25 protein-coding genes are annotated in these 20954 nt (G+C 35.1%); 7 read left to right on the forward strand and 18 right to left on the reverse strand.

Annotated elements, in window-relative coordinates:
* Positions 1-15: 15 nt before the first annotated feature.
* The 12 genes from E7Z78_RS09325 to E7Z78_RS09380 all read right to left on the reverse strand — a co-directional run bounded on the left by E7Z78_RS09325 (position 16) and on the right by E7Z78_RS09380 (position 7462).
* On the reverse strand, positions 16-1995 hold the full coding sequence (locus E7Z78_RS09325; RefSeq protein WP_303724905.1) for a minichromosome maintenance protein MCM: 1980 nt from the start codon (positions 1993-1995) through the stop codon (positions 16-18).
* A 29-nt stretch (positions 1996-2024) separates the two neighbouring features.
* Positions 2025-2522 carry a hypothetical protein gene (locus E7Z78_RS09330; RefSeq protein ID WP_303724906.1) on the reverse strand — a complete coding sequence of 166 codons (498 nt, stop codon included), beginning with the start codon at positions 2520-2522 and terminating at the stop codon, positions 2025-2027.
* 4 nt (positions 2523-2526) lie between these two features.
* Positions 2527-2895, reverse strand: coding sequence for a hypothetical protein (locus E7Z78_RS09335; protein WP_303724907.1), 369 nt, complete (start codon positions 2893-2895; stop codon positions 2527-2529).
* Positions 2896-2931: 36 nt separating this feature from the next.
* Positions 2932-3495, reverse strand: coding sequence for a hypothetical protein (locus E7Z78_RS09340; protein WP_303724908.1), 564 nt, complete (start codon positions 3493-3495; stop codon positions 2932-2934).
* The gene (locus E7Z78_RS09345) at positions 3495-3758 is read right to left on the reverse strand and encodes a hypothetical protein (RefSeq protein WP_303724909.1); all 264 of its coding nucleotides are present in this window, start codon (positions 3756-3758) and stop codon (positions 3495-3497) included. The genes E7Z78_RS09340 and E7Z78_RS09345 overlap by 1 nt, the downstream gene beginning before the upstream one ends.
* Before the next feature lie 2 nt (positions 3759-3760).
* On the reverse strand, positions 3761-3895 hold the full coding sequence (locus E7Z78_RS09350) for a hypothetical protein (RefSeq protein ID WP_303724910.1): 135 nt from the start codon (positions 3893-3895) through the stop codon (positions 3761-3763).
* A gap of 5 nt (positions 3896-3900) precedes the next feature.
* Entirely contained in the window at positions 3901-4311 is a 411-nt protein-coding gene (locus E7Z78_RS09355) for a hypothetical protein (protein WP_303724911.1), read from the reverse strand.
* A gap of 147 nt (positions 4312-4458) precedes the next feature.
* Entirely contained in the window at positions 4459-4668 is a 210-nt protein-coding gene (locus E7Z78_RS09360; RefSeq protein WP_303724912.1) for a hypothetical protein, read from the reverse strand.
* The gene (locus E7Z78_RS09365; RefSeq protein WP_303724913.1) at positions 4652-4963 is read right to left on the reverse strand and encodes a hypothetical protein; all 312 of its coding nucleotides are present in this window, start codon (positions 4961-4963) and stop codon (positions 4652-4654) included. Before E7Z78_RS09365 ends, E7Z78_RS09360 begins: the two co-directional genes overlap by 17 nt.
* Complete coding sequence (locus E7Z78_RS09370) at positions 4963-5088, reverse strand: hypothetical protein (RefSeq protein ID WP_303724914.1); 126 nt, start codon at positions 5086-5088, stop codon at positions 4963-4965. The genes E7Z78_RS09365 and E7Z78_RS09370 overlap by 1 nt, the downstream gene beginning before the upstream one ends.
* Positions 5089-5244: 156 nt before the next feature.
* On the reverse strand, positions 5245-5448 hold the full coding sequence (locus tag E7Z78_RS09375; protein ID WP_303724915.1) for a hypothetical protein: 204 nt from the start codon (positions 5446-5448) through the stop codon (positions 5245-5247).
* Positions 5449-6289: 841 nt separating this feature from the next.
* Positions 6290-7462: a site-specific integrase gene (locus E7Z78_RS09380; protein WP_303724916.1), complete on the reverse strand. Its 1173-nt coding sequence runs from the start codon at positions 7460-7462 to the stop codon at positions 6290-6292.
* Positions 7463-7661: 199 nt separating this feature from the next.
* On the opposite strand from E7Z78_RS09380, the gene larC reads away from it, so the two are divergent.
* Together larC and queC are read left to right on the forward strand one after the other, a co-directional pair.
* Entirely contained in the window at positions 7662-8831 is a 1170-nt protein-coding gene (gene larC, locus E7Z78_RS09385; protein ID WP_303724917.1) for a nickel pincer cofactor biosynthesis protein LarC, read from the forward strand.
* On the forward strand, positions 8828-9484 hold the full coding sequence (gene queC, locus E7Z78_RS09390) for a 7-cyano-7-deazaguanine synthase QueC (RefSeq protein WP_303724919.1): 657 nt from the start codon (positions 8828-8830) through the stop codon (positions 9482-9484). Before larC ends, queC begins: the two co-directional genes overlap by 4 nt.
* Before the next feature lie 4 nt (positions 9485-9488).
* Here queC and E7Z78_RS09395 read toward each other — a convergent pair whose 3' ends face one another.
* From E7Z78_RS09395 to E7Z78_RS09405, 3 genes are all read right to left on the reverse strand, one after another.
* Positions 9489-10100, reverse strand: coding sequence for a vWA domain-containing protein (locus E7Z78_RS09395; RefSeq protein WP_303724920.1), 612 nt, complete (start codon positions 10098-10100; stop codon positions 9489-9491).
* 117 nt (positions 10101-10217) lie between these two features.
* Positions 10218-10466, reverse strand: a complete 249-nt coding sequence (locus tag E7Z78_RS09400) for a winged helix-turn-helix domain-containing protein (RefSeq protein WP_303724922.1) — start codon at positions 10464-10466, stop codon at positions 10218-10220.
* 10 nt (positions 10467-10476) lie between these two features.
* Positions 10477-11487: a M48 family metallopeptidase gene (locus E7Z78_RS09405; protein ID WP_303724923.1), complete on the reverse strand. Its 1011-nt coding sequence runs from the start codon at positions 11485-11487 to the stop codon at positions 10477-10479.
* A gap of 105 nt (positions 11488-11592) precedes the next feature.
* Here E7Z78_RS09405 and E7Z78_RS09410 point away from each other — a divergent pair, with 105 nt between their 5' ends.
* Positions 11593-12240 carry a stage II sporulation protein M gene (locus tag E7Z78_RS09410; RefSeq protein WP_303724925.1) on the forward strand — a complete coding sequence of 216 codons (648 nt, stop codon included), beginning with the start codon at positions 11593-11595 and terminating at the stop codon, positions 12238-12240.
* A gap of 39 nt (positions 12241-12279) precedes the next feature.
* On the opposite strand, the gene E7Z78_RS09415 is transcribed toward E7Z78_RS09410, so the two are convergent.
* Entirely contained in the window at positions 12280-13281 is a 1002-nt protein-coding gene (locus E7Z78_RS09415; protein WP_303724927.1) for a tRNA-dihydrouridine synthase, read from the reverse strand.
* A gap of 153 nt (positions 13282-13434) precedes the next feature.
* Between E7Z78_RS09415 and E7Z78_RS09420 the strand changes: the two genes are divergently transcribed.
* Positions 13435-13650: a DUF6677 family protein gene (locus E7Z78_RS09420; protein ID WP_303724929.1), complete on the forward strand. Its 216-nt coding sequence runs from the start codon at positions 13435-13437 to the stop codon at positions 13648-13650.
* Between the two features lie 72 nt (positions 13651-13722).
* Here E7Z78_RS09420 and oadA read toward each other — a convergent pair whose 3' ends face one another.
* Both oadA and E7Z78_RS09430 read right to left on the reverse strand, forming a co-directional pair.
* Positions 13723-15435 carry a sodium-extruding oxaloacetate decarboxylase subunit alpha gene (oadA, locus tag E7Z78_RS09425; protein ID WP_303724930.1) on the reverse strand — a complete coding sequence of 571 codons (1713 nt, stop codon included), beginning with the start codon at positions 15433-15435 and terminating at the stop codon, positions 13723-13725.
* Positions 15436-15614: 179 nt separating this feature from the next.
* Positions 15615-16709: an inositol-3-phosphate synthase gene (locus tag E7Z78_RS09430; RefSeq protein WP_303724932.1), complete on the reverse strand. Its 1095-nt coding sequence runs from the start codon at positions 16707-16709 to the stop codon at positions 15615-15617.
* Between the two features lie 138 nt (positions 16710-16847).
* Here E7Z78_RS09430 and E7Z78_RS09435 point away from each other — a divergent pair, with 138 nt between their 5' ends.
* The 3 genes from E7Z78_RS09435 to E7Z78_RS09445 all read left to right on the forward strand — a co-directional run bounded on the left by E7Z78_RS09435 (position 16848) and on the right by E7Z78_RS09445 (position 20944).
* Positions 16848-17690 carry a UbiA family prenyltransferase gene (locus tag E7Z78_RS09435; protein ID WP_303724933.1) on the forward strand — a complete coding sequence of 281 codons (843 nt, stop codon included), beginning with the start codon at positions 16848-16850 and terminating at the stop codon, positions 17688-17690.
* A 19-nt stretch (positions 17691-17709) separates the two neighbouring features.
* The gene (locus E7Z78_RS09440; protein WP_303724934.1) at positions 17710-19284 is read left to right on the forward strand and encodes a glycosyltransferase family 39 protein; all 1575 of its coding nucleotides are present in this window, start codon (positions 17710-17712) and stop codon (positions 19282-19284) included.
* Positions 19285-19414: 130 nt separating this feature from the next.
* The gene (locus E7Z78_RS09445) at positions 19415-20944 is read left to right on the forward strand and encodes an NERD domain-containing protein (protein WP_303724936.1); all 1530 of its coding nucleotides are present in this window, start codon (positions 19415-19417) and stop codon (positions 20942-20944) included.
* The last annotated feature ends 10 nt before the right edge of the window (positions 20945-20954 follow it).

A 20954-nucleotide genomic window follows, 5' to 3' on the forward strand; every position in this document is an offset into this window, starting at 1 on the left:
ATTTCAAAAACCTCCTTAGAGAGCATTTTCAATTTTCATCAATGCCTCCTTGAAAACACGTTCAGAATCTAAACTTGTGCCATGACACTTTAAACCACATTCATATTTTAAAGAATTGATACTTTCACTGGATAGTGGAAGGCCTTCAAAATCAACTTTGGCCCGGATCATCCGTTCAACATCAATAATAATATCCATTTCTTTAGTAGATGTCATTCCAACAATTTCACCAGCAGTTGTTAGGTCAAGACCGAGACTGTACAGGCTTTCACTGTAAATCCTAATTGCCTCTTGGGCATCTTCAATTTTGGTTGAAGTTCTACCTTCACATTTTGCACGTGCAATAGTTAAACGCTCCAATGCTTTCAAGTCTCTTGCTGTAATTGGTTTTCCATCATAACTTTCAATGGCTTTTTGTCTAACTTCTACATAGAATTTTGACAATAGCTCAATTACTTCTTCAGTCAAAACAGGAAAGCAATTTGCCTTCATATAAGTAATATATTTTTTAAAACAATCATCAGAAATGGTTTTTAGATTTTTATCGATGGTGCTTTTTGTCAATAGTGTTTTTGCCAGTTGTTTATCTTTTTTCTCATTAACATCATCTCTTAGAACAAATATTAAATCGAATCTGGATAATGTGGATTCTGCAATATCTAATTGCTCCCGGATAGTTTTGGTGTCAGTGAACCTTGAAAATTTTGGGTTGGCTGCTGCAAGTATACTTGTTCTTGCACTCATGGTTTGAACAAGACCGGCTTTTGCAGATGAAACACTTAACTGCTCCATTGGCTCATTCAAACTTTTTTGTGCTGATGGTGAAAGTTTATCAAATTCATCTATTATCAGCAAACCTGTATCGGCCAATATCACACCTCCAGCCTCCATTGTCCAGGTACCTGTCAATTCATCTTTAACAGCACTTGTTGTAAGTCCTGCTTGTGAAGTATTTGTACCAGCAATGCTTATTACCTTAGGTGCTCTTTTGTTTACAGCTGAAATTAGTTGAGATTTACCAATTCCAGGATCACCAATCAACAGAATATGGCTGGTCCAGCGGTCCATAGTATCAGTTTTGAAAACATCTTCCACAGGACGTGAACCCTCAAATAATTGCAATAACAAACCTTCTTTAACAGTATCATAACCATAAACTTCAGGTGCAAGAGTATTAACTAATAATTCATAGATATCTTGTCTTTTTGACAATTCTATAATCATTTCCTTATCATTTTCTGTTAAACGATAATCTTCAAAGGCATCATCTACAGGACTGATATTATGAATATCAATTAAAAACTCAAAGCCTTCAGATTTGCCCCGCACCTTACGTGGTTCTATGCGAAATTCGCCGGTAACATCAACAACATCACCGGCTTTAATATTGTGGTAGGGTGAGGCAAGAAAATCTTGCATATAACCTTTAAATTCACGAGTGTTACCGCCTTTACGTAATTCAAGAGGTTCTTCAAGTTTAACGATACGAAAATCACGAAATTCACTCATTTCTTTTGAGATACGCATTTTTCTGCCACCACAGTTTTTACATACTGTTGGGATTACGATATCGCTGCCATCAGAAACGTCAACAACTACTTGTGCCATACATTCAGGACATTCATATACAGCTAATTTCAAATCTACACGAATGTCTGTAATATTTTTCACCATTGCTTTGCAGCTAATCCATTCACGATTATTTGTTGCATCTAAATTATGTAATTCAACTGTTTCAGGTACATTGATGTATTTTAAACTCACATGTTCTTTTGGAGAGGGATTGGTATTGTATTCATCTTCAATAGCTGATATGAACTTGTACATTTCAGATTTGAAGAAATCTTCACCGCCTTTTTCTAATAGATAACGGTTTAATTTATTGTAATCAATACCAACCCTGGACTGTTGATGTAGGGATTTAGTTTCTTCAATTTCATCAGCGTAATTTTCTTTGATGAAATGTCTTAACAGTCCGCGAGGATTATTCGCCATAATTCTACTCCAAATTCATAATATATTCATCATACCTTTACATCACGAACTACAAAACTGTAAAAGACATAGGTTCCACTTTTCTCTTTAACCTCAATTGTCATTTCATTCATTCTGTTTACAAATTCTCTGTATTCTGCGAGGTTTGCATTTCTGATGATGTTGGATTTGCCGACAGATCCTGGATTTTCCAGTTCAAGAATTGAAGTTAAAAAGTCAAACAGCACACTGCCTTTTCTAATGTTTTTGTGGATGTCACCATCGTTTTTGAGGTTTACGTTGATTTCAACATATAATTGTTCATCATCTTTGAAAACGAATAATTTGAAACGGTTTACGGTTTTTTCTTCTCCGTCATCATCGAAGGTGAATGAGGTTACACTTGACATTTCTGGTCTGCCGGTGATGAGTGTTCCATCTTCAAAGTCTTTTAATTCTGCTTTTTCATATCCGTCTGGAATGTCTACAATTTCTTCATAGTCTAATTCAGTACTTGTAAAAATAGTTTGTTTATCGTTGAAGCTCATATGCTTATTCTCCTACAATTTCTAATTCATTTAATTTTATTAGGTCATCAATTATTTCGATATCATCTTTTTTTGATTGGATTTCATGTTTTTTCATAGCAATGTCAAATCTAAAATCACTTAATTGGTCATTTACATAAGAGTTTCTTAGTTTGTCATTGGTTAGGCCTAATTCTTTGAAATCAGTGTTTAAATATAACTTTCTTTCTTCAGCTGCTAAATCACATTCAGCTTTTAATAAATCCTTTTCAAGGTCTCTTAAAATGATTAAACTTTCAGATTTCATTTTAATTAATGCTTTCATTCCAAAATCAAATATTACAGGATAATGTTTTGGAAATTCAGTAGTTTTCTCTACAATACTTTCAGACATATTTATCAGCTCACTAAAAAAATTAAAAATAGGTGATTATTCATCACCTTCTTTTATGAATTTGGATTGGTTTTCAACAATTCTTTTCTCAGCACTCATTTCTTCTGCTGAGACTTCTCCAGCACCAATAAGTTCTGCAATTGCACGATTGGTGGCACGTGTTTTTGCAGTACTCATAATAGTGTGGTCAGACACTTTGTCTTTTCCTCTTTCGCTCCTGGAGCATAGTGCGTCGGATTCTACGCTGCGTCCATTTGGAAGGGTTGCTCTTACACAGTAGTATGCTTCACGTACTCTACCCATTTTGGTTCTCTCCAATGATCTGTCCACAATATGTGTGTCCACATTGAATGCACGTGAGAGTTTTTGCCATGCGGATTTTTTCTTAAAGTGTCTTTTTACTTTGACGTAATTTCCGTCTTCATCTTTTTCTTTAACTACAATTTCCTGGTAGTCAGTTTCATTCAGTAAACCTTTGCAAAGTTTTTGATATGCGTCCCATTGCTGGATTGCTGTGTCAACATCTGGAACGCTATCAACATTCACTATACTGGTCTCCTGATTTACTGGAGCACTTTCCATTAATTCAGCTTTTACCATTATTCATCACCTTCAGCATTGATCATGTTTTCAATGACTGCTTTTGCCATGATATCTACGCGGTTGAGGATTCTTAAACCAACAACATTTGAAGATTCTGTAATATAGGAACCAAATGTAGATTTGATTTCAATTAAATCATCTTCTGCTTTGATGGTGTCATTGCAGTCAATTAGGAGTTTACCTCCATCTCTAAATTCAACATACATTGCATTTTCATCGTTTAATGCATCAAAATATCTCATAATTACTGAAACTTTCATAATTATTCACCTATTTTTTCAAATCTGGCTTTAATGCCATAGTGCTCGTATTCTTCGCGAATATATTCTTTTATTGCATATTCTTCATCATGCATAACTGTTTCAACAGTTTCACCATCTACAATTATTTTAAACATTTTTCTCACCAGCTGGATTGATAATAGTATGAGTCGAATTTATTATCTTTCAATAATTGCCTGATTACATCAACTGTGTATTTTAAACCGGCCAAGTAGTATTCAAACTCATGTTTATCTGTTAAGTCAGTTCCTCCAAAGAAGAATCCTTCTTTTGTAGGTAAGATTTTCATTGCTGTTTCAACAGTTGGATTTTCCAACACTGTTCTGCAGGCTAATAATAATCTTTTAAGATTTTTTTCACTGACGTAGTATATAGCACAGTTGTCTACACTGTCTTGTACGTTTAATACTATCCAGTTGTGGATAGCGTTTTGTTTTCTCCAGTATGCAACCTCTTCAAATTGTATTGATGAGGTGTAATCCTCTTGATTGTATGAGTGGTTAGCACCATACAAGTACATGTCTAATCCCATTTTGTCATTCCTCCTTACGCTGCAACTCCAATTGTTTGAAAAGTCCAGCCAATAGTAAAAAATATCACACTACATACACCGCAGCCAATTAACAGCACTGTTGGGTTAATTGTCATAGGTTCAGGTTTTGGATATAGTCTTGCAGGTTTACTCATTTTTAGGCAACTCCTTACAGTAACACACAGAAACAAGGTAGTCCTGGTTTACAACACAGGTTACTACGCCTTTGTGGTGTAGGCAGATTAATTTGCCTTTAAATCGTACCAAATCGTTTTTCCTGATTTTGAATTTCATATCATCTTTAACTGTTTCCAGTTGTATGAAATGGTTTGGAGGACAGTTAGTTTGCAAATTCAATATTAAATCCTTCATATTTATCAGCTCTTTTGTTTTTTTTAAAACCAATGATAAAAGCTTCACCGTTTTTAAATTTAATAAACCCGGTATCACCTTTATTTGCATATTGGATTAAAGGTAATAGTTTCACATGGATCAGTGCGTGGTAGGATTTTTTTCTTCCTCTCACCATCACACTTCCATTTTCACCAATGTCTAAAATTTTCTGTTTTATTCCACCTTTGGCAACTTTAATCTCGCCATCGTGAGTTAAAATTCCTTCAGTGTTTTCAACAAATTGGTTTACAGCATCCATCATTCCACCTCATTTACACAGTATCCATGAACATCACACTCAAAGGTGCAATCTTCACATTCTTCAAGATAATCATCATCCCAGTCAAGAGATGTAGGTGGTTCGAATCGGTAATCAAAACTCATTTAATCACCCATTTCGCTGATTTTGTCTAAAACTTCCCATATTTTTTCCCAATGCTCTTTTGGTACTAAAACATGAGTAACACCATTTACTTCTTGTTCTAACATTTTTGGCGACTCCTTCAATATTTTTCTAAAATTAGTTCAACAGCTCCCGGATTAAATTTCGATTAATACCTCATTGTTCATTAATCCGGTTTCCAAATCTTCGATCTCATATAAATCAAAGAATTCTTTTTCATTACTGATATTTTCCTTTTCGGTAATATCAGCAATTGTTTCTTCCAATGCTTGAAAGTTCATGTTTGAATAAAGCACTTCTTTAAGCACAGGCTTATTTACCCATTTTCTTAATTCATACATAGTTGACGACTCCGTAATTTTTTATCCCCTTATTGTGCCAATACAAGTCATTGGAGATAAATTATAATGCGATTAATGAAAAAGAATGATTTCATCAATCTAATTCTTATTCTCTTCCACATTACATATAAATATGTTCATTTAAAGACTTAAAAATCTATTAAAGATGATTTTAAGAAACAAGAGTTCTTTTAACAATCATTAACCGATCATAAATCTCCTATGAACACAATTCTGAAAAATAAAAAAATGAGCTCTTCAAAAAAAGTAAAAACAACAAATAATTCACCACTTTTTATGTGGAAATCTTTATATATTTCGTGAAATAAACTATTTATTGGGTTACTATTTGAACAGTAAAGATTTTTAAACTAGTTTGGCGACTCCGTTTAAACTTTTTTTATTTTTCATCTGTGACCCCATTACGAGGATTATAAATACAAAAAATCATATTTATCAGCTCGTTATTAAAGTAAATATCTTTTTTTACTTTTATAATCCTTATTTATAATAAAGATCTTTTTTTATTTATTTACTTCAATTACACAGCATTATTTTTACAAATACATAGTATTTGAAATGATTTTCTGCAATCACCCCACTAAAAACAATTTTTATTCAAATTTAGTAGTTAATAGTGAAGGCTAATTATAATTATGTTTTTTGAATATATAAATATTTCCTTTTACTTTCATTAAACATACGTTCAGGAAAACTTACAAAAGTATAGTTAATTGTACAGTCCAAAAAATAAAACACCGGTGTTTTTAAAATTGGTGTTTAACAAAAAATAAGAAAGATATTGAACTGTATAAAATATCCAAAAATCCACATCATCACTTCATGCTTCACCTCGATACATTTTTTTGAGACTGTTTATTTCGTCTGTAATCCTATCAATCTTTTCTTTATATTCCTCATTTTCTTTTTCCATTTTAATGAATTCTGGAGAATATCTATTATGCTCTTTAACATCAGTTAATATTAAAACACCTTCAATAGCCTTAATATACTCCTCAAGCAAAGTTTCTTCATCTTCAAAAAAATAAACATCATTAACCGAACCGTTACTTTTACCCTGAAGAACATTGATTGAGTATGTATCCATTCCAAACTTTTTGAGATTGGTTGCATGGTATTTACGCAGCATATGAGCTCTCAGCCTATTAAATCCTTTAATGTTTTCTTCAGGATTTCCTCCAGCAGTACCTAAACCTAATGCATTATTTAATTCCTTAAATTTAAGTGTGAAATAGTCAGTTGAAATTTTAAATAGCTTGTCAGAAGGTTCCAGCTCATCTTTGGGATTGTAGTAATTATTTTTTAGTCTTTCATCACGTAGCTCCAGGTAACTGATAATATGTCTTGTGGCCTCATCAGTGTTGAAAGTTACAAAGAATTTTTTAGTTTTTTGTCTCCTACTATTCCAAATAGGGATTATTTCACCATCATATTCCTTCATTAATTTTATTGCAGTCTTTAAATCTTTACTGTCATTATGATATTTGCTTGTGGCGTCTAAAAAATTCTGTATTGTCAAATTCCGGGCATCAATTTTACTCATACCGCTGCTGACCAAAAATAAAATCAATGCCTTCATCAAAGGTTCAGCAATTTCAACAGCTTCCTGTAAAATTTCCCTTGTTGGAAGATCTTTAGGAGTGATAGGATTTCTAACCTTAGCATTTTTCTCGTTAAATGGCGGCAATTTATGAATTTCTATGTCATGGTGATGATAGAATATTTTAACAAGTTTAAGATGATGTTTTGCACTATTAATAGTTAAAGTATCCTTACAGAAGTTCATATAGTTCACTAATCTTTTTTTAAGTTTTCTTTTTTTCCACCTTATTTGCTGTTCTTCTTCAAAATCCGCTTCATCTATCAGTTCTTGCAGAGAACAACCCTGAAAATTACAATAATGTTTTAAAGTATATTTAAAACTTTTATAACTGGCTTTAGAGAGTCCTCTTGTTGCAACAAACTCTTCTACCATTTCTTCGTTTGTACTCATATAAATCAGCTCATTAAAATTTAATATTGATTAAATTTTTATAATCAAGTGAATATATATTAAGTGAGAGAGCGTTTGAAAACTATTCAAAACTCTTCGAAAATTAACGAAAAGAAGTAATTATGTGAAATTTAAATTAATTATATATATTAATTATTTAATTTAAATCTATATTATAATTAAAAAAGGACTTAACATCATGACAATTATTATAGACCCACAATCAAGCGGAATAGCTGGAAACATGCTAATCGGAGCATTTGTTGATTTAGGAGCAGATGCCGATGAACTGAAGGAAGTTATGGAAAAATCAGCACATGATTTTGGAGAGGTTGAGGTCACATTCACAAGAGTGTCCAAGCATGGAATAGACTCAACATTCTGCCATGTGGAAATGCTGGAACACAAGCCCTCCACACATTTCAAGGATTTCATCACAAAAATCAGGGAATTGGATTTGGACAAGAAAGTCATCGACACTTCCGTGAAGATATTTGAAAGGATAGCTGAAGCTGAAAGTAAGGTTCATGGAAAAAGCCTGGAAGAGGTTCATTTCCATGAGGTGGGTGCCAGCGATGCTGTTGCTGATGTTATAGGTTCCGTTTATGCTTATTACTCCTTAGGTTATGATTCACAAAAAATCATTGGCCTTCCAATAGCTGTTGGAGGCGGAAGGGTCAAAACCGCCCATGGAATCATACCTGTTCCGGCTCCTGCTGTTGTTGAGATTTTAAAGGATGCAAATATGATTGGCGGACCTGTGGACTCCGAGCTTGCAACACCTACAGGATCTGCAATATATATGGAATTGTGTGATGAGATTAGGGATTTCATTCCGCAAGTCAAGGCTCAAAAAGTGGGTTATGGAGCCGGACGAAAGGATTTTGACCATCCGAATGTCGTAAGGATAATTGAAGCATCCGACATTGGCCAAAGCGATGAGATTGATGTTATTGAAACCAATCTTGACCATTTGACAGGTGAAGAGATTGGATACCTGTTCGATGTGCTTCTGGAGGCCGGTGCAAGTGACGTTTCAATCACCCCAATAATAATGAAGAAAAACCGTCAGGGAAGTCTTTTAAAGGTGATTTCAAGAAGAGACAATCGTGAAGTCATCATTGACACCATATTCAATGAAACTGGCAGTTTGGGCATTAGAATAGCTCCAAACATGCATAGGGGAACTGCCAAAAGGGAATTTGAAACAAAATCATTCAACATTAACGGCAAGGATTATGATGTGACCTTCAAGATAGGTTATGTCAACGGCAAGATAATATCAAAAAGACCGGAATTTGAGGATTTGAAAAAGATTGCAAAGGATACAGGTTTGGCATTAAGGCAAGTCAAGGAGCTAATCCAATGAAAAAGGCAATAAGTGTTTTTTCAGGAGGCCTTGACTGCACCGTTGCAACAACAGTCTTTGACAGGGATTATGAAATCCATGCGATAACATTCAATTACGGTCAAAAGGCTTTTAAACAGGAATGTAAAGCTTCTGAGAGAATTTGTGAAAAGATGGGCTGGACCCATGAAGTTATTGATTTGCCTTGGCTTTCAAAAATTAGTGACTCAAGCCTGAACACTGATGATGAAATTCCTGAGCCATCAGAATTGGATTTGGATGATTTTGAAAAAAGCAGTAAAACTGCAAGCAGTGTTTGGGTTCCTGCAAGAAACACTGTCTTTACATCAATAGCCCTTTCCTATGCCGAAAGCATTGGTGCTGAGATTATCATTGTCGGTTGGAACAATGAGGAGGGAGCCACATTTCCCGACAATTCCAAGGAGTATCTTGAAGAATTTAATGAATTGATAAAGGTTGGTTCACCTGAAAAAATAAGAATTGAAGCACCATGCATTGATTTGAATAAAGAGGAATTAGTTGAGTTAGGTGTTAAAGTGGGTGCTCCAATGAAACTTAGCTACTCATGCTACAAAGGAGAGGATGAACCCTGTGGAGTTTGCGAAAGTTGTGTGAGGAGAAATAGAGCATTCAAAAAGGTAGGATATGATTAAGTGTTTAATCATATTTTTCCAAGTCCTTTTTCCAGTTTACGTCCTCCAATTTTATTTCTTCCACCATTAAGTCCCTTGCATTGGATACTGATGCATATACATCCTTAATACCTTGTTTTGATTTCCTGTAGTTTGCAATATGGCTTTCGTGGAATCCGAACTTTCTTGCTTCTGCATATGAGTCGATGTCAGCTCCAATGTATATGAATTCCCAATTGTGATTGGAAATCAGATTTTTAATTTGTTCTTTTGTGTATTCCCTTGATGAGTTTTCATATCCGTCAGTCATTATCACGACTAGTGTTTTGTTGTCTATTTTCTTATCCAAAGTGTTGATGGTTCTTCCAATGGCGTCAAGAAGGGCGGTTGATCCTCTTACCCAGTATTCCCTGTCGGTAAGTTTAGGCACTTCATGAATTGGTTTTCTTTCGTATAGTACTTCATAATCATGGTCGAAGAGTATTGTGGTTACTCTGGTGTTTAGTTCCTTTTTAATTTCCTGTTGTATGAATGAGTTGAATCCTCCGATTGTGTCGGCTTCTGAGCCGGACATTGATCCGCTGCGGTCCATTATGAATATTAAATCCATGGCCTCTTGTGGGTTGGTTGTTGTCATCTTTTTTCACTTCCTTATTTTTTGTGTTAATAAGTTGTGTCTAACTTACACACAATATATTAACATTAAGTAGTATATAAATGTATCGGAAATGAAAAAAATATTTGAAAAAAAGAGTTATTTTATTTCATCCAGAATGTCTGAGCCTTCCTCAGTCAACCTGTAAAGCCTACCTTTTCTGGATTTTGGATTAAGACACTCTACAAGTTCCTGTTCCTTAAGGTCCCTTAAGACATTGGAAATGTGATTTTTTAAAATGCCACTATCCTTTGCAATCTCGGTTGGAATCTTTACATCGTCGCCGATGGACTTTAAAACCTTAACCCTATATGATGATTTCTTAACATATTCTGATTTATCACTCATGAAACCACCACTATATCTTGTTTCCGCAATTGGTACAGAACTTGTCGCCTTGTGCTATGGTAGCACCGCATTTTGAGCATTTGAGCTGCACATCAACCTTGGCACCGCAATTGGTACAGAACTTGTCGCCATTTGCGAGAGGAGCTCCGCAATTTTGACAACTTCCCACATTACCAGTCAAATGAGTGTCTTTGAACTCATCTTTTGGAGTTGGAACATCACCAATGACAGGTTTTGCGTAAAAATCAGTCTGGTTTTCAATTTCAACAATCAATTCATTCATTGCAGCTATCCTTTTGGAGTCCGCAGGGTGTGTTGAGAAGAAATCGTGCTCATTGGAGTTTTGGGAGGACATGTCCTGCCAGAAATGAGGAATATGTGAAATGTCATATCCTGCCCAGTGAATGATCATCATTCCCAAACGGTCAGCCTCAAGCTCCTGATCACGTCCCCATGGATTCATCAGAAGAAATTGGGAACCCACTGATGCGACATTTGTCGCAGCACGTGTCATTGCGCCCAGTCCACCAAGCCCCACAAGATCCATTGCGAAACTTCCAATCCAAGCAGCTGAAGTGATTGCGTTTTGAGCGTTTTGAGCGCTGATTCTTGTTCTTGAATGGTCAAGCAAGGCGTGTGCCATTTCATGACCCAGGATAAATGCAACCTTTTCTTCAGTGTTTGCAACAGACAATATGCCTGAAAACATGACAATCTTACCCCCAGGCATGCAGAACGCATTTACAGTATTGTCTGCAACCAGATGAACATCCCAATCATAATAGTCCTCAACATAATCAAGCCTTCCTATTTTGGCCAGATACTCATTGACTGCATTGATTAGCCTGACTGCAACATTGATTACAATCTGTCCGTTTTGAGTGTTGTCAAGCAATTGTGATTGGTTTATCATTCCATAATATTCATTATATGAGTCCTGAAGGAACTTGTCATCGTTTACCATGTCAAAATGTTTCTTACCGGTGAATGGATTTATTGCACTTCTGTCATCTTTTGCCATGATTAAATTTATTAATACTTTGTGTATAAAAACTTTTTTGAAATTAGTGAACAGTATCAAATATATTACCATATTTTTATAAGCACATTAATGAAAAATAGTATTATGAGCATACTAACAACTTATAAGGATTTGTTAATCGAATCATTAAAGGAACACAAGAAGATGATTATAATACTATACGCACTATTTATAATCTCATTTATTGCAACATGGGTTTTGGCAGGAGATACTATAAGTTCAAACGTGCAAAGCATTATGAATAGCACTGCAACCGTCCCCACCCCAGCAGAGCCGAATATCAGCCCAGCATACTTATTTATCCACAATGCCGGTGGAGGACTCCTAACTTATTTCGGTTCAATATTCTTTGGGATTATTGCAATTGCCATGATAATCTACAATGGAGCGAATTTAGGTGCAACCGGACCAGTATTCAGTGCAGTTAAAGCAAATGGAGGACTCCAATATCTAATTTACCTGATTCCACATGGAATATTTGAAATAACCGGAACAATCATTCAGTCAGTGGCAGGAATCCTATTGTTCATGTTCGTTTGGAGATTCCTGAAAGGAATCATAAAAGGAGAGAATGGAACCCGCCTATCAGCAAGGGACTCATTTGAAAAGAATAAAAAAGTATTGATTCAAAGTGTGGTGCTTTTAATCTTTGCAACAATACTCATGCTTATTGCAGCTCCAATCGAAGCATACATCTCAATACCATTTTCCGAAATGATAATGGGAGTGTAATTTTGGGTGGAAAACCCAAAATTTTTCTTTTTTTAATAATTAATATTTAAAACAAGTGCTTGTTTTCTTACTGTAACAGTTATTGCAGCTTTGACATATTGACACGCCTTCACCGTTTGCTTTCCATTCAGCCAAAAAGTCCGCCTGTGCAACGAACGGCTTGGACATTGACATGAAATCGACCTCAGTGTGGTTTAAGACATCATTCATTGATTTCATATCCCTCATTGATCCTCCTAAAATCACAGGAATATCAACTTCATCAATCAGTTTATCAACATACACTAAAAATGGATTTTTTTCATTTCCATCGTAAAGATATGATATTGTACGTGCAGTAAGTTGTATACTGTCGGCTCCTGCATTTTCGAGTTCTTTTGCCACTTTAAGACTTTCTTCAGCAGTCATACCATCTTTTCTAACATCCCATGGGTTGATGCGTATGCTTATGTGAAAACCAGGCATTGTCTTTTTGATTAATTTGATAATTTCAGAAGCGATTCTTACACGGTTTTCAGTGTTTCCCCCATAATTGTCATCCCTTTGGTTGAAGTATGGGTTGATGAATCTTGCCAAGTAGAAATTGTTCCCCATATCAATTTGCATTCCATCGAAACCTGCAAAAGAGAATTTTTTGGCAGCCATTATTACTTCCGCCTGAAGTTTCCTTATCCCCTCAAGTTTTAAATCGTTAGGTTCAGCCTTCTGGTTGTCTCCATCATCATAGTAAAAGAATGCCAATTGGCCTAAAACTGGAACATCATAATTGTGACAGATGTCTGTTATCATCTTATATTCCTTTACAAAACCCAAATAATTCAAGTTTGCACAATATGGGGCAAAACGGTCCTTATGGTCAAGGACAAACATTTCAGAGATTATCAAACCTGTTCCTGAACTTGCAATCTTTTCATACTTATCATAGATTGCAGGTGATAGAAACCCTCCTTCCTCGGTTTCTGTTTCCCATGTACCTGTCCTAACAATCCTGCTGTTTAGCTTCAAATCTCCTAATTGAACTTCATCGAAAATGTTTTTCATAATAATCACATATAACTACTTGTCTTATATTATTATAATCTCCAAAAGTATTTAAACGTGATAGTAATGTCAAAGTAACCTAAAATAAAGATAACTATATATTGAACCGGTTAAAAAGTTAATAATTAACTAACTTTATGGAGGAACAAAAATATGGCTAATGGAATTCTTGCAGCAATCTTATCCTTTTTCATTCCAGGATTAGGTCAGGCTTATGCTGGAGACATCAAAAAGGGAATCATCTTTTTCATTGTCTTAATAGTTTTAATATTGATTGGAACAATGATATTCAGAAGCTGGGTAATCTCCCTTATAAATATCCTATTCTCATTATATGCCGCTTATGATGCATACCAAATGACACAATGAAAAAAAAGAATTATAAATGGAGTTTTAAAAACTCCTTATTTTTATTTTTAAAAAAAAGTAAATGAAGGTAATCTATTTGATTACCATTAAAGTATCGCCAATGCTTACCGCATCACCAGGTTCCACGAAAATTTCCTCAACAGTACCGTCAACTTCGGACTGTATGTCGTTTTCCATTTTCATAGCCTCAATTACGGCAATTGTGGATCCTTTTGCAACCTTATCCCCAACATTAACGTTGAGTTTGATTACCATACCTTGCATTGGTGAAGGAACAGCACCTTCAACAGGCTTGAAGTTTCCAGATTGGGTTTCTTCGATTTCCATAAATCCGGTCGGCATGATTTTAACTTCAAACACATCCCCGTCAACCTCAACATTATATTGGGTTGGGATTCCAATTCCTTCATCTTCAGTGATAGTGTGAGCTGGTTTGAGCTCTTCCTCTTCAGCTTCACCTTTAAGGAATTTTGGAGCGATTGGTGGGTATAATGCATAAGTTAAAGCATCTTCATCGGATTTAACAAATCCTTCTTTTTCACCTTCTGACTTGAACTTGTCGAATTCAGGTTCAAGCAAGTCTGCTGGTCTGCAGGTAATTACCTCTTCATCACCGATGATTCTTTTTGAGATTTCCTCATTCACAGGAGCTGGTGGCTTACCGTACATTCCTTTCATGTATTCTTTTACTTCGTTGGATACAGTTTTGTATCTTTCTCCACCGAGAACGTTCATTACGGATTGGATACCTACAATTTGGCTTGTAGGAGTTACAAGTGGAGGGTATCCCATGTCTTTTCTGACTCTTGGCATTTCATCCAATACGTCATTGTATCTGTCAAGTGCGTTTTGCTCTTTTAATTGTGAAATGAGGTTTGAAAGCATTCCTCCAGGAATTTGATATAATAACACATCAGCATCAACACTTTCAGAAATAGGGTCAAGGATACCGGAGTATTTTTCCTTGATGTCCTCAAAGTATTTCTTGATTGATGCCAATAGTTTTAAATCCAAACCAGTATCGAATTCAGTACCTTGAAGCGCTGCAACCATACTTTCTGTAGGTGGTTGGGAAGTACCCCAAGCGAGAGGTGAAATAGCTGTGTCTAAAATATCAACACCAGCTTGACAAGCTGCATAATAGCTGATTGGAGTCATTCCACTGGTACAGTGGCAGTGTAAGTCTACAAGCAAATCGGTTTCTTCCTTGAGTTTTGATACTAATTCATAAGCTGCAGTTGGTGTGATTAACCCTGCCATATCCTTGATTGCAACTGAGTCACAGTCAAGTGCTTCCAAGTTTTTAGCCAAGTCAACGAAATCATCCAAGGTATGTACTGGACTTATAGTGTAACTGATTGTTCCTTGCACATGTGCACCTTGGTCTTTGGCAACCTTAATTGCCTTTTCCATATTTCTGATATCGTTTAATGCATCAAAAATCCTGAATATGTCCACACCATTCTCATATGATTTCTCAACGAATTTGGTTACAACATCATCAGGATAGTGTTTGTAACCGACAAGGTTCTGTCCTCTTAAGAGCATTTGAATAGGAGTGTTATTGAATTCAGATTTCAATTGTCTTAACCTTTCCCATGGATCTTCGTTCAAGTATCTTATACAAGTATCAAAAGTAGCTCCACCCCAAGCCTCAACTGAGAAATATCCAACTTTATCCATTTCTTCAGCAATAGGAATCATGTCTCGGGTTCTCATCCTAGTTGCAAGCAATGATTGGTGAGCATCACGGAGTGCAGTTTCTGTAAATCTTACTTTTGCCATTTAATTACACCTCTTTCAATTTTATCATATATAAAGTAATCTTAAATTATCCAACTATAATATATGTTTTTATTATTATATAAATTATAAACATTAAATGGACAGTTAAATAATAAGTTAATAAATTTAAAAAAAATAGTGAAAGAAATAAAAAAAAGAGATGAAAAATAATTGTAAAATTATCTTTCTAATTCACCGGCGATGAATTTTTCAACATTTTCGTATGCTTCATCATCATCGTATTGAATCGGTGGATGTTTCATTGTGTATGAGGAAATTGAAGTTAATTGTCCGCCAATACCCCTTTCTAAACCAATCTTACAGCATCTTACTGCATCAATCACACAGCCTGCTGAGTTTGGAGAGTCTTCCACACTTAATCTTAATTCGATGTTCATTGGAACATCACCAAATGTGCGTCCTTCCATTCTGAGGAAGCATAATTTGTTGTCGTTTTGCCATGGGACATAGTCACTAGGTCCGATGTGGATGTCACGATCATCCATTCTTTCATCCAATACTGATTGAACTGCTTCAGTTTTGGACTCTTTTTTAGAGTCTAACCTTTCACGGTTGAGCATGTTCAAGAAGTCAGTGTTACCACCAGTGTTGATTTGATAGGTCCTGTCTAATTTAACACCCCTATCCATGAATAAACTAGCTAGTGTTCTGTGTGTGATAGTAGCACCGATTTGGGCTTTAATATCGTCACCTACAATAGGAATTCCTTTAGCCTTAAATTTAGCATCCCATTCATCATCACTTACAATGAATACAGGCATACAGTTCACATATGCTATTTCAGCGTCGAGTGCACATTGTGCGTAGTATCTTGCAGCCTCTTCTGAGCCCACAGGCAAGTAATTAACTAATATTTCAGCTCCGCTTTCTTTTAGAACTTCAACCACGTCAACAGGCTCTTCATCACTTACGACAAATGTGTATTCGTCATCATAATTTGACATGTGTTCTGCAACACCATCTAAAACATGACCCATACTTACTTTAACGTCATATTTTGGAATTTCTTTCTGGAATATTGTAGTACAGTTAGGTTTTGCGAAAATTGCTTCATCAATTGTTTTTCCAACTTTTCTTGCATCAACATCAAAAGCTGCAACAACTTCAATATCACTTGGAGTGTATCCTCCAATATCCCAATGCATAAGTCCTATTGCATCTTCTGGTTTTTTACCATCATAATAATGTATACCTTGGATTAAGGAACTTGCACAGTTTCCTAATCCTACAATTGCTATCTTAATTTTATCCAATATAAACACCAGTTAATTAATTAATAAATAATACTTTAAATAAATAAAATACTAATATTATGTTATCTAATATACTTTATATAATTATTGTTTAGGAATTTAAAAATTTCTATTTTAATTAAATTTTGGGGAAAAATGATGAATCCATATATTGAAATCTTAAGGCCTGGAAATGTAATAATGGCAGTTATTGCCATTGTACTCGTCGCTATTATCGACCATTCTATATCAATACCAATAATATTGGCGATGCTTACCGTATTTTTTGAAATTAGTGCTGGAAATGTGATTAATGACTATTTTGATTATAAAATCGATTTGATTAACAAGCCTCACAGGCCGATACCTTCAGGCAGGATTTCACCAAAAACAGGACGTAATTACGCATATATTCTGTTTTTCCTTGGAACAGTCTGCGGATTTCTGATATCCTACATTAACAAGGACTGGACAGCATTCATAATCGTATTAATAGCTGACATTATCCTTTACATTTATGCCCGTGACTTAAAATCAACCCCATTGATTGGAAACCTGACAGTTGGATTCATGACAGGACTTTGCTTTGCATTCGGAGGATATGCAATTAATAATCCTCAAATCATTGCGACATCATGGTTTTTAGGATTTTTTGCATTCATAATGACAACAGCACGTGAGATAACAAAAGACATTGAGGACATGGAAGGGGACAAGGCAGAGGGAGCCCGAACATTTCCAATTTTATACGGCGCCAAACTTTCAGCGGCCATTGCATTTGCACTCATAATTATCGACTGTGCACTTTGCCCATTGCTGTACTTCCAGCACGTGTTCAGCATAGTGTATCTTGCAATAATGGTTGTTGCCGTGATAATATTCCTATACAGTGGATTGCTAATCCTTAGAAACCAGGACGAAAAGACAGCTGCCAAGGCTTCAAAATTCCTGAAAATTGGAATTCTAATAGCATTCATCGCATTTGCATTAGGATCATTTTAAAAAAATAAGGGTAAATACAATGTTTAAAGATTTTAAAATCAACACAAAAGACAAGTACTGCATGCTGTTCATCTTAATCTTCAGCACAGCACTTGTAGGATATTACATCAATTTCAACAATACAATCGGAATACATTGTAGTGACGTTTACGTTTATCTATTAAACTCCTTATATTACTCAGGAACATCCATCAATGTGGCCCAGAATATTTTCCTTTCCCCAGTGATATGCATATTGACTTCATTGCTCTTCAGATTGGGCCTTGTTGACAAACTTGCAATATATCTTGTTACCGGTGCATTCGCCATTTTTGGAAACATTGGATTTTACCTGCTGCTTAAACGCTTTTTCAATGAGAATCTGAGTCTTGCAGGCACTGTAGTCTACTCATCATTAACATTATATTTGACATGGCTTGCAAACGGCACATTGGACATTCCTGCAGTTTCCATGATCATATGGATTGCACTGCTTGGACATATTGCCCTAAACGATAATCCGAAGTTTTACATTCCCCTAATAATATTTTTAGTCCTTGGAATTTACACTAGATACACAATACTGTTAACATATCCTGCATTCGCACTTTACTATGTTATTGTTAAAGGATTTAAAATAGAATCAGAGGACAGAGAATACATCAAGAAAGGAATAAAGATTGGAATCGCACTTACACTCATCACATTGGTTTTGCTTGTGATTCTTGGAAACGGGAATTTTGAAGCTGGAGGCCAGATATCAAGAGGAATACAGGGAACACTAGGCAGTGAAAAAGATCCGGCATACAATCCGGATTTCGGATATTACCTGAAAAACATGCTGAATTTCACTTCAAACTCTCATACTTACTTTAACGGAAATCCAGTTTTGGACAATGCAACACCCCTATCATGGGGCATTCTTGGAATTCTGATTATTGGAATGGGATTGTGGTTAAATGACCACAAGAGAAAATTCGAAAAAAACGATATTGCACCTTTAGCATTCTTCTTGATGGGAATCCTAAGCTTTTCAAGAGTCACATCAGTCGTCACAATATTGCTTGTGCTTTTTGGACTGTACCTTATGGGCAAGGATTCCGAAAATAAAATAGAGTATCTGATGCTGGGTTGGATATTGTCCAACTTCATATTCTTCAGTTTCAATCCTGTGAAAGTGAACAGATACATATTGCCGGTATTTCCAGCAATAATATATTTTGTAATCCTTTCAGTTAAAACAATAAACGAACATCTCAAAATTAATGAAAACATCATCCCCGCAATATTGATAGTGCTGTTTGTGATTCAGGCTTTTGCATTTACATATAGCTTTGATCCTACAACAGAATATCTTTCAACAGAAGAGGTTTCAAATTATATCATTGACAACAATCCCGATTATGAAAGCATGGACATCGGAGTTTACAACATAAGGCCATTCACATGGTGGTTGGGAGGAAATGTCACAGGAATCCCTTCAGGCAATCAAAGCGCAATTGATGAAAGTAATGTCACATATTACATTTCCAATCAGAAACTAGATAACCTGACAAATTACACTGAAATAAAAAGCATTAACGAAATCAGCATATATGAAAAAATCAATGAATGAATGGATGGTTTAAAAACATTTATTGAAATATCAGTGATGAACACTATTGTTCATTACACTCATTTTTAGAAACATATATAATATGAAAAATTATATAAATAATATCATAAAAGCAATTTAAGAGGATATTATGAAAGTTGTATGCTGTAAGAACTGTGGTGCAAAGTACCAACTCGATGATGACGATGATATTACAACATTTGAGTGTTCTTCATGTGCAGGTGACTTAGAATACTTAGAAGAATATTCCGATAGCGAAAAGACTTCTCATTCCTCCTTTGTTAGTTCATTCAAATATGATAATTCATATATTGTTCAATGTGAAGATTGTGGATTAAAATACAAGATTAAAAGTAGCGACAGCATACTTGATTATGAATGTGACAGTTGCGGAGGTTCTTTAAGATATTTAGATGAGGAAATGAACAATGAATTAGATAAATACCTTGAAGAAAGAGAAAAAGAATTGGAAACTATCAGAAAAGAAAACCAAGTTAACAAACCAACATCTGAAGAATTAACAAATGAAGAGCCTGATCGCTCTTTAAGGTCATTTACTGAAAAAATCGGAGATTTCTTTTCTGAAGAACATATGCTCAAAATCGCTGACGATGAAAAAAGAGAAATGGAACTTCAGGAAGAGGAAGTTAGCCCAACTGCCAGAACTACAATACCTGATGCGGTTTTATCCAAATTTGGAAAAGAATTTGCAGTCCCAAAAACCAATGACTACAATGTCTTGAAAAGTTTCCTTAAAGATGAATTTTACAAGAGTATGGGAGAATATTATCCTAACACTGAAACAAAATCATCTCCAGGCCTGCTTGATAAGATAAGTATAAAAGAACCTGAAGGAAATGAAATAATTCCAAATGAAACAACCCTCACGGACAAAGATGGAGGCATCTTTGACTTTAATGACTTGAATGTAAATGAAATTGTATTGCTTGTCGGCGCAGGAATATTCATTTTAAGCATAATTGAAATCCTAATCATCAACAGTGGCGTGGGCATCATAGCTTTATTCATTGGAGTTATAATGCTTTGTTATGGACTTTACAAAACAAGAGACGTTAAGCAAACAGAAGAAAGAACAAGAATCATCAGAGAACACTTGTTGACTTTACCTCAAGAGTACTACGTATTCTACAACGTCAAAACTCCAACAGCACCATCAGGAATCAACCACTTGGTTGTTGGTCCAACTGGAATATATGCTCTTTTATCTCAAAAATACAATCCTAAACTCAGATTAGAAGCAGAAAATGAAAATCTAAACTTAATCGGTTCTGCTGATTTGGATGAGGACAAGATTGAAGAGATTCCAACAACTGACAATAAAAGAAGATTTAGATACACAACCAAACAGGCTAAATTTTCACAAGACAACAAAGTCAAACAAAAAGCATTAACCTTAGGAGAAGATTTAATTAACTTCTTAAATGACAATAATATTAAAAATTGCTTTGTAGAACCTTTGGTTGGTTTTATCAACAATGAGGTTGTTGTAATAAATATGCCTTTAACTGATGAGGACTTATTTATTGATGAATTGTTAAATCAAATTAAAACCAGCACAGTAAAATTAGATCAAGAAACTATTGACAAATGTGCGGTTTTACTCAGTCACTTTTCTGCAGATTGTTCTGCAGAAATTTAATTTCTTTTTT

The organism is Methanobrevibacter thaueri (genome assembly GCF_015062915.1).
Taxonomy (GTDB): domain Archaea; phylum Methanobacteriota; class Methanobacteria; order Methanobacteriales; family Methanobacteriaceae; genus Methanocatella; species Methanocatella thaueri_B.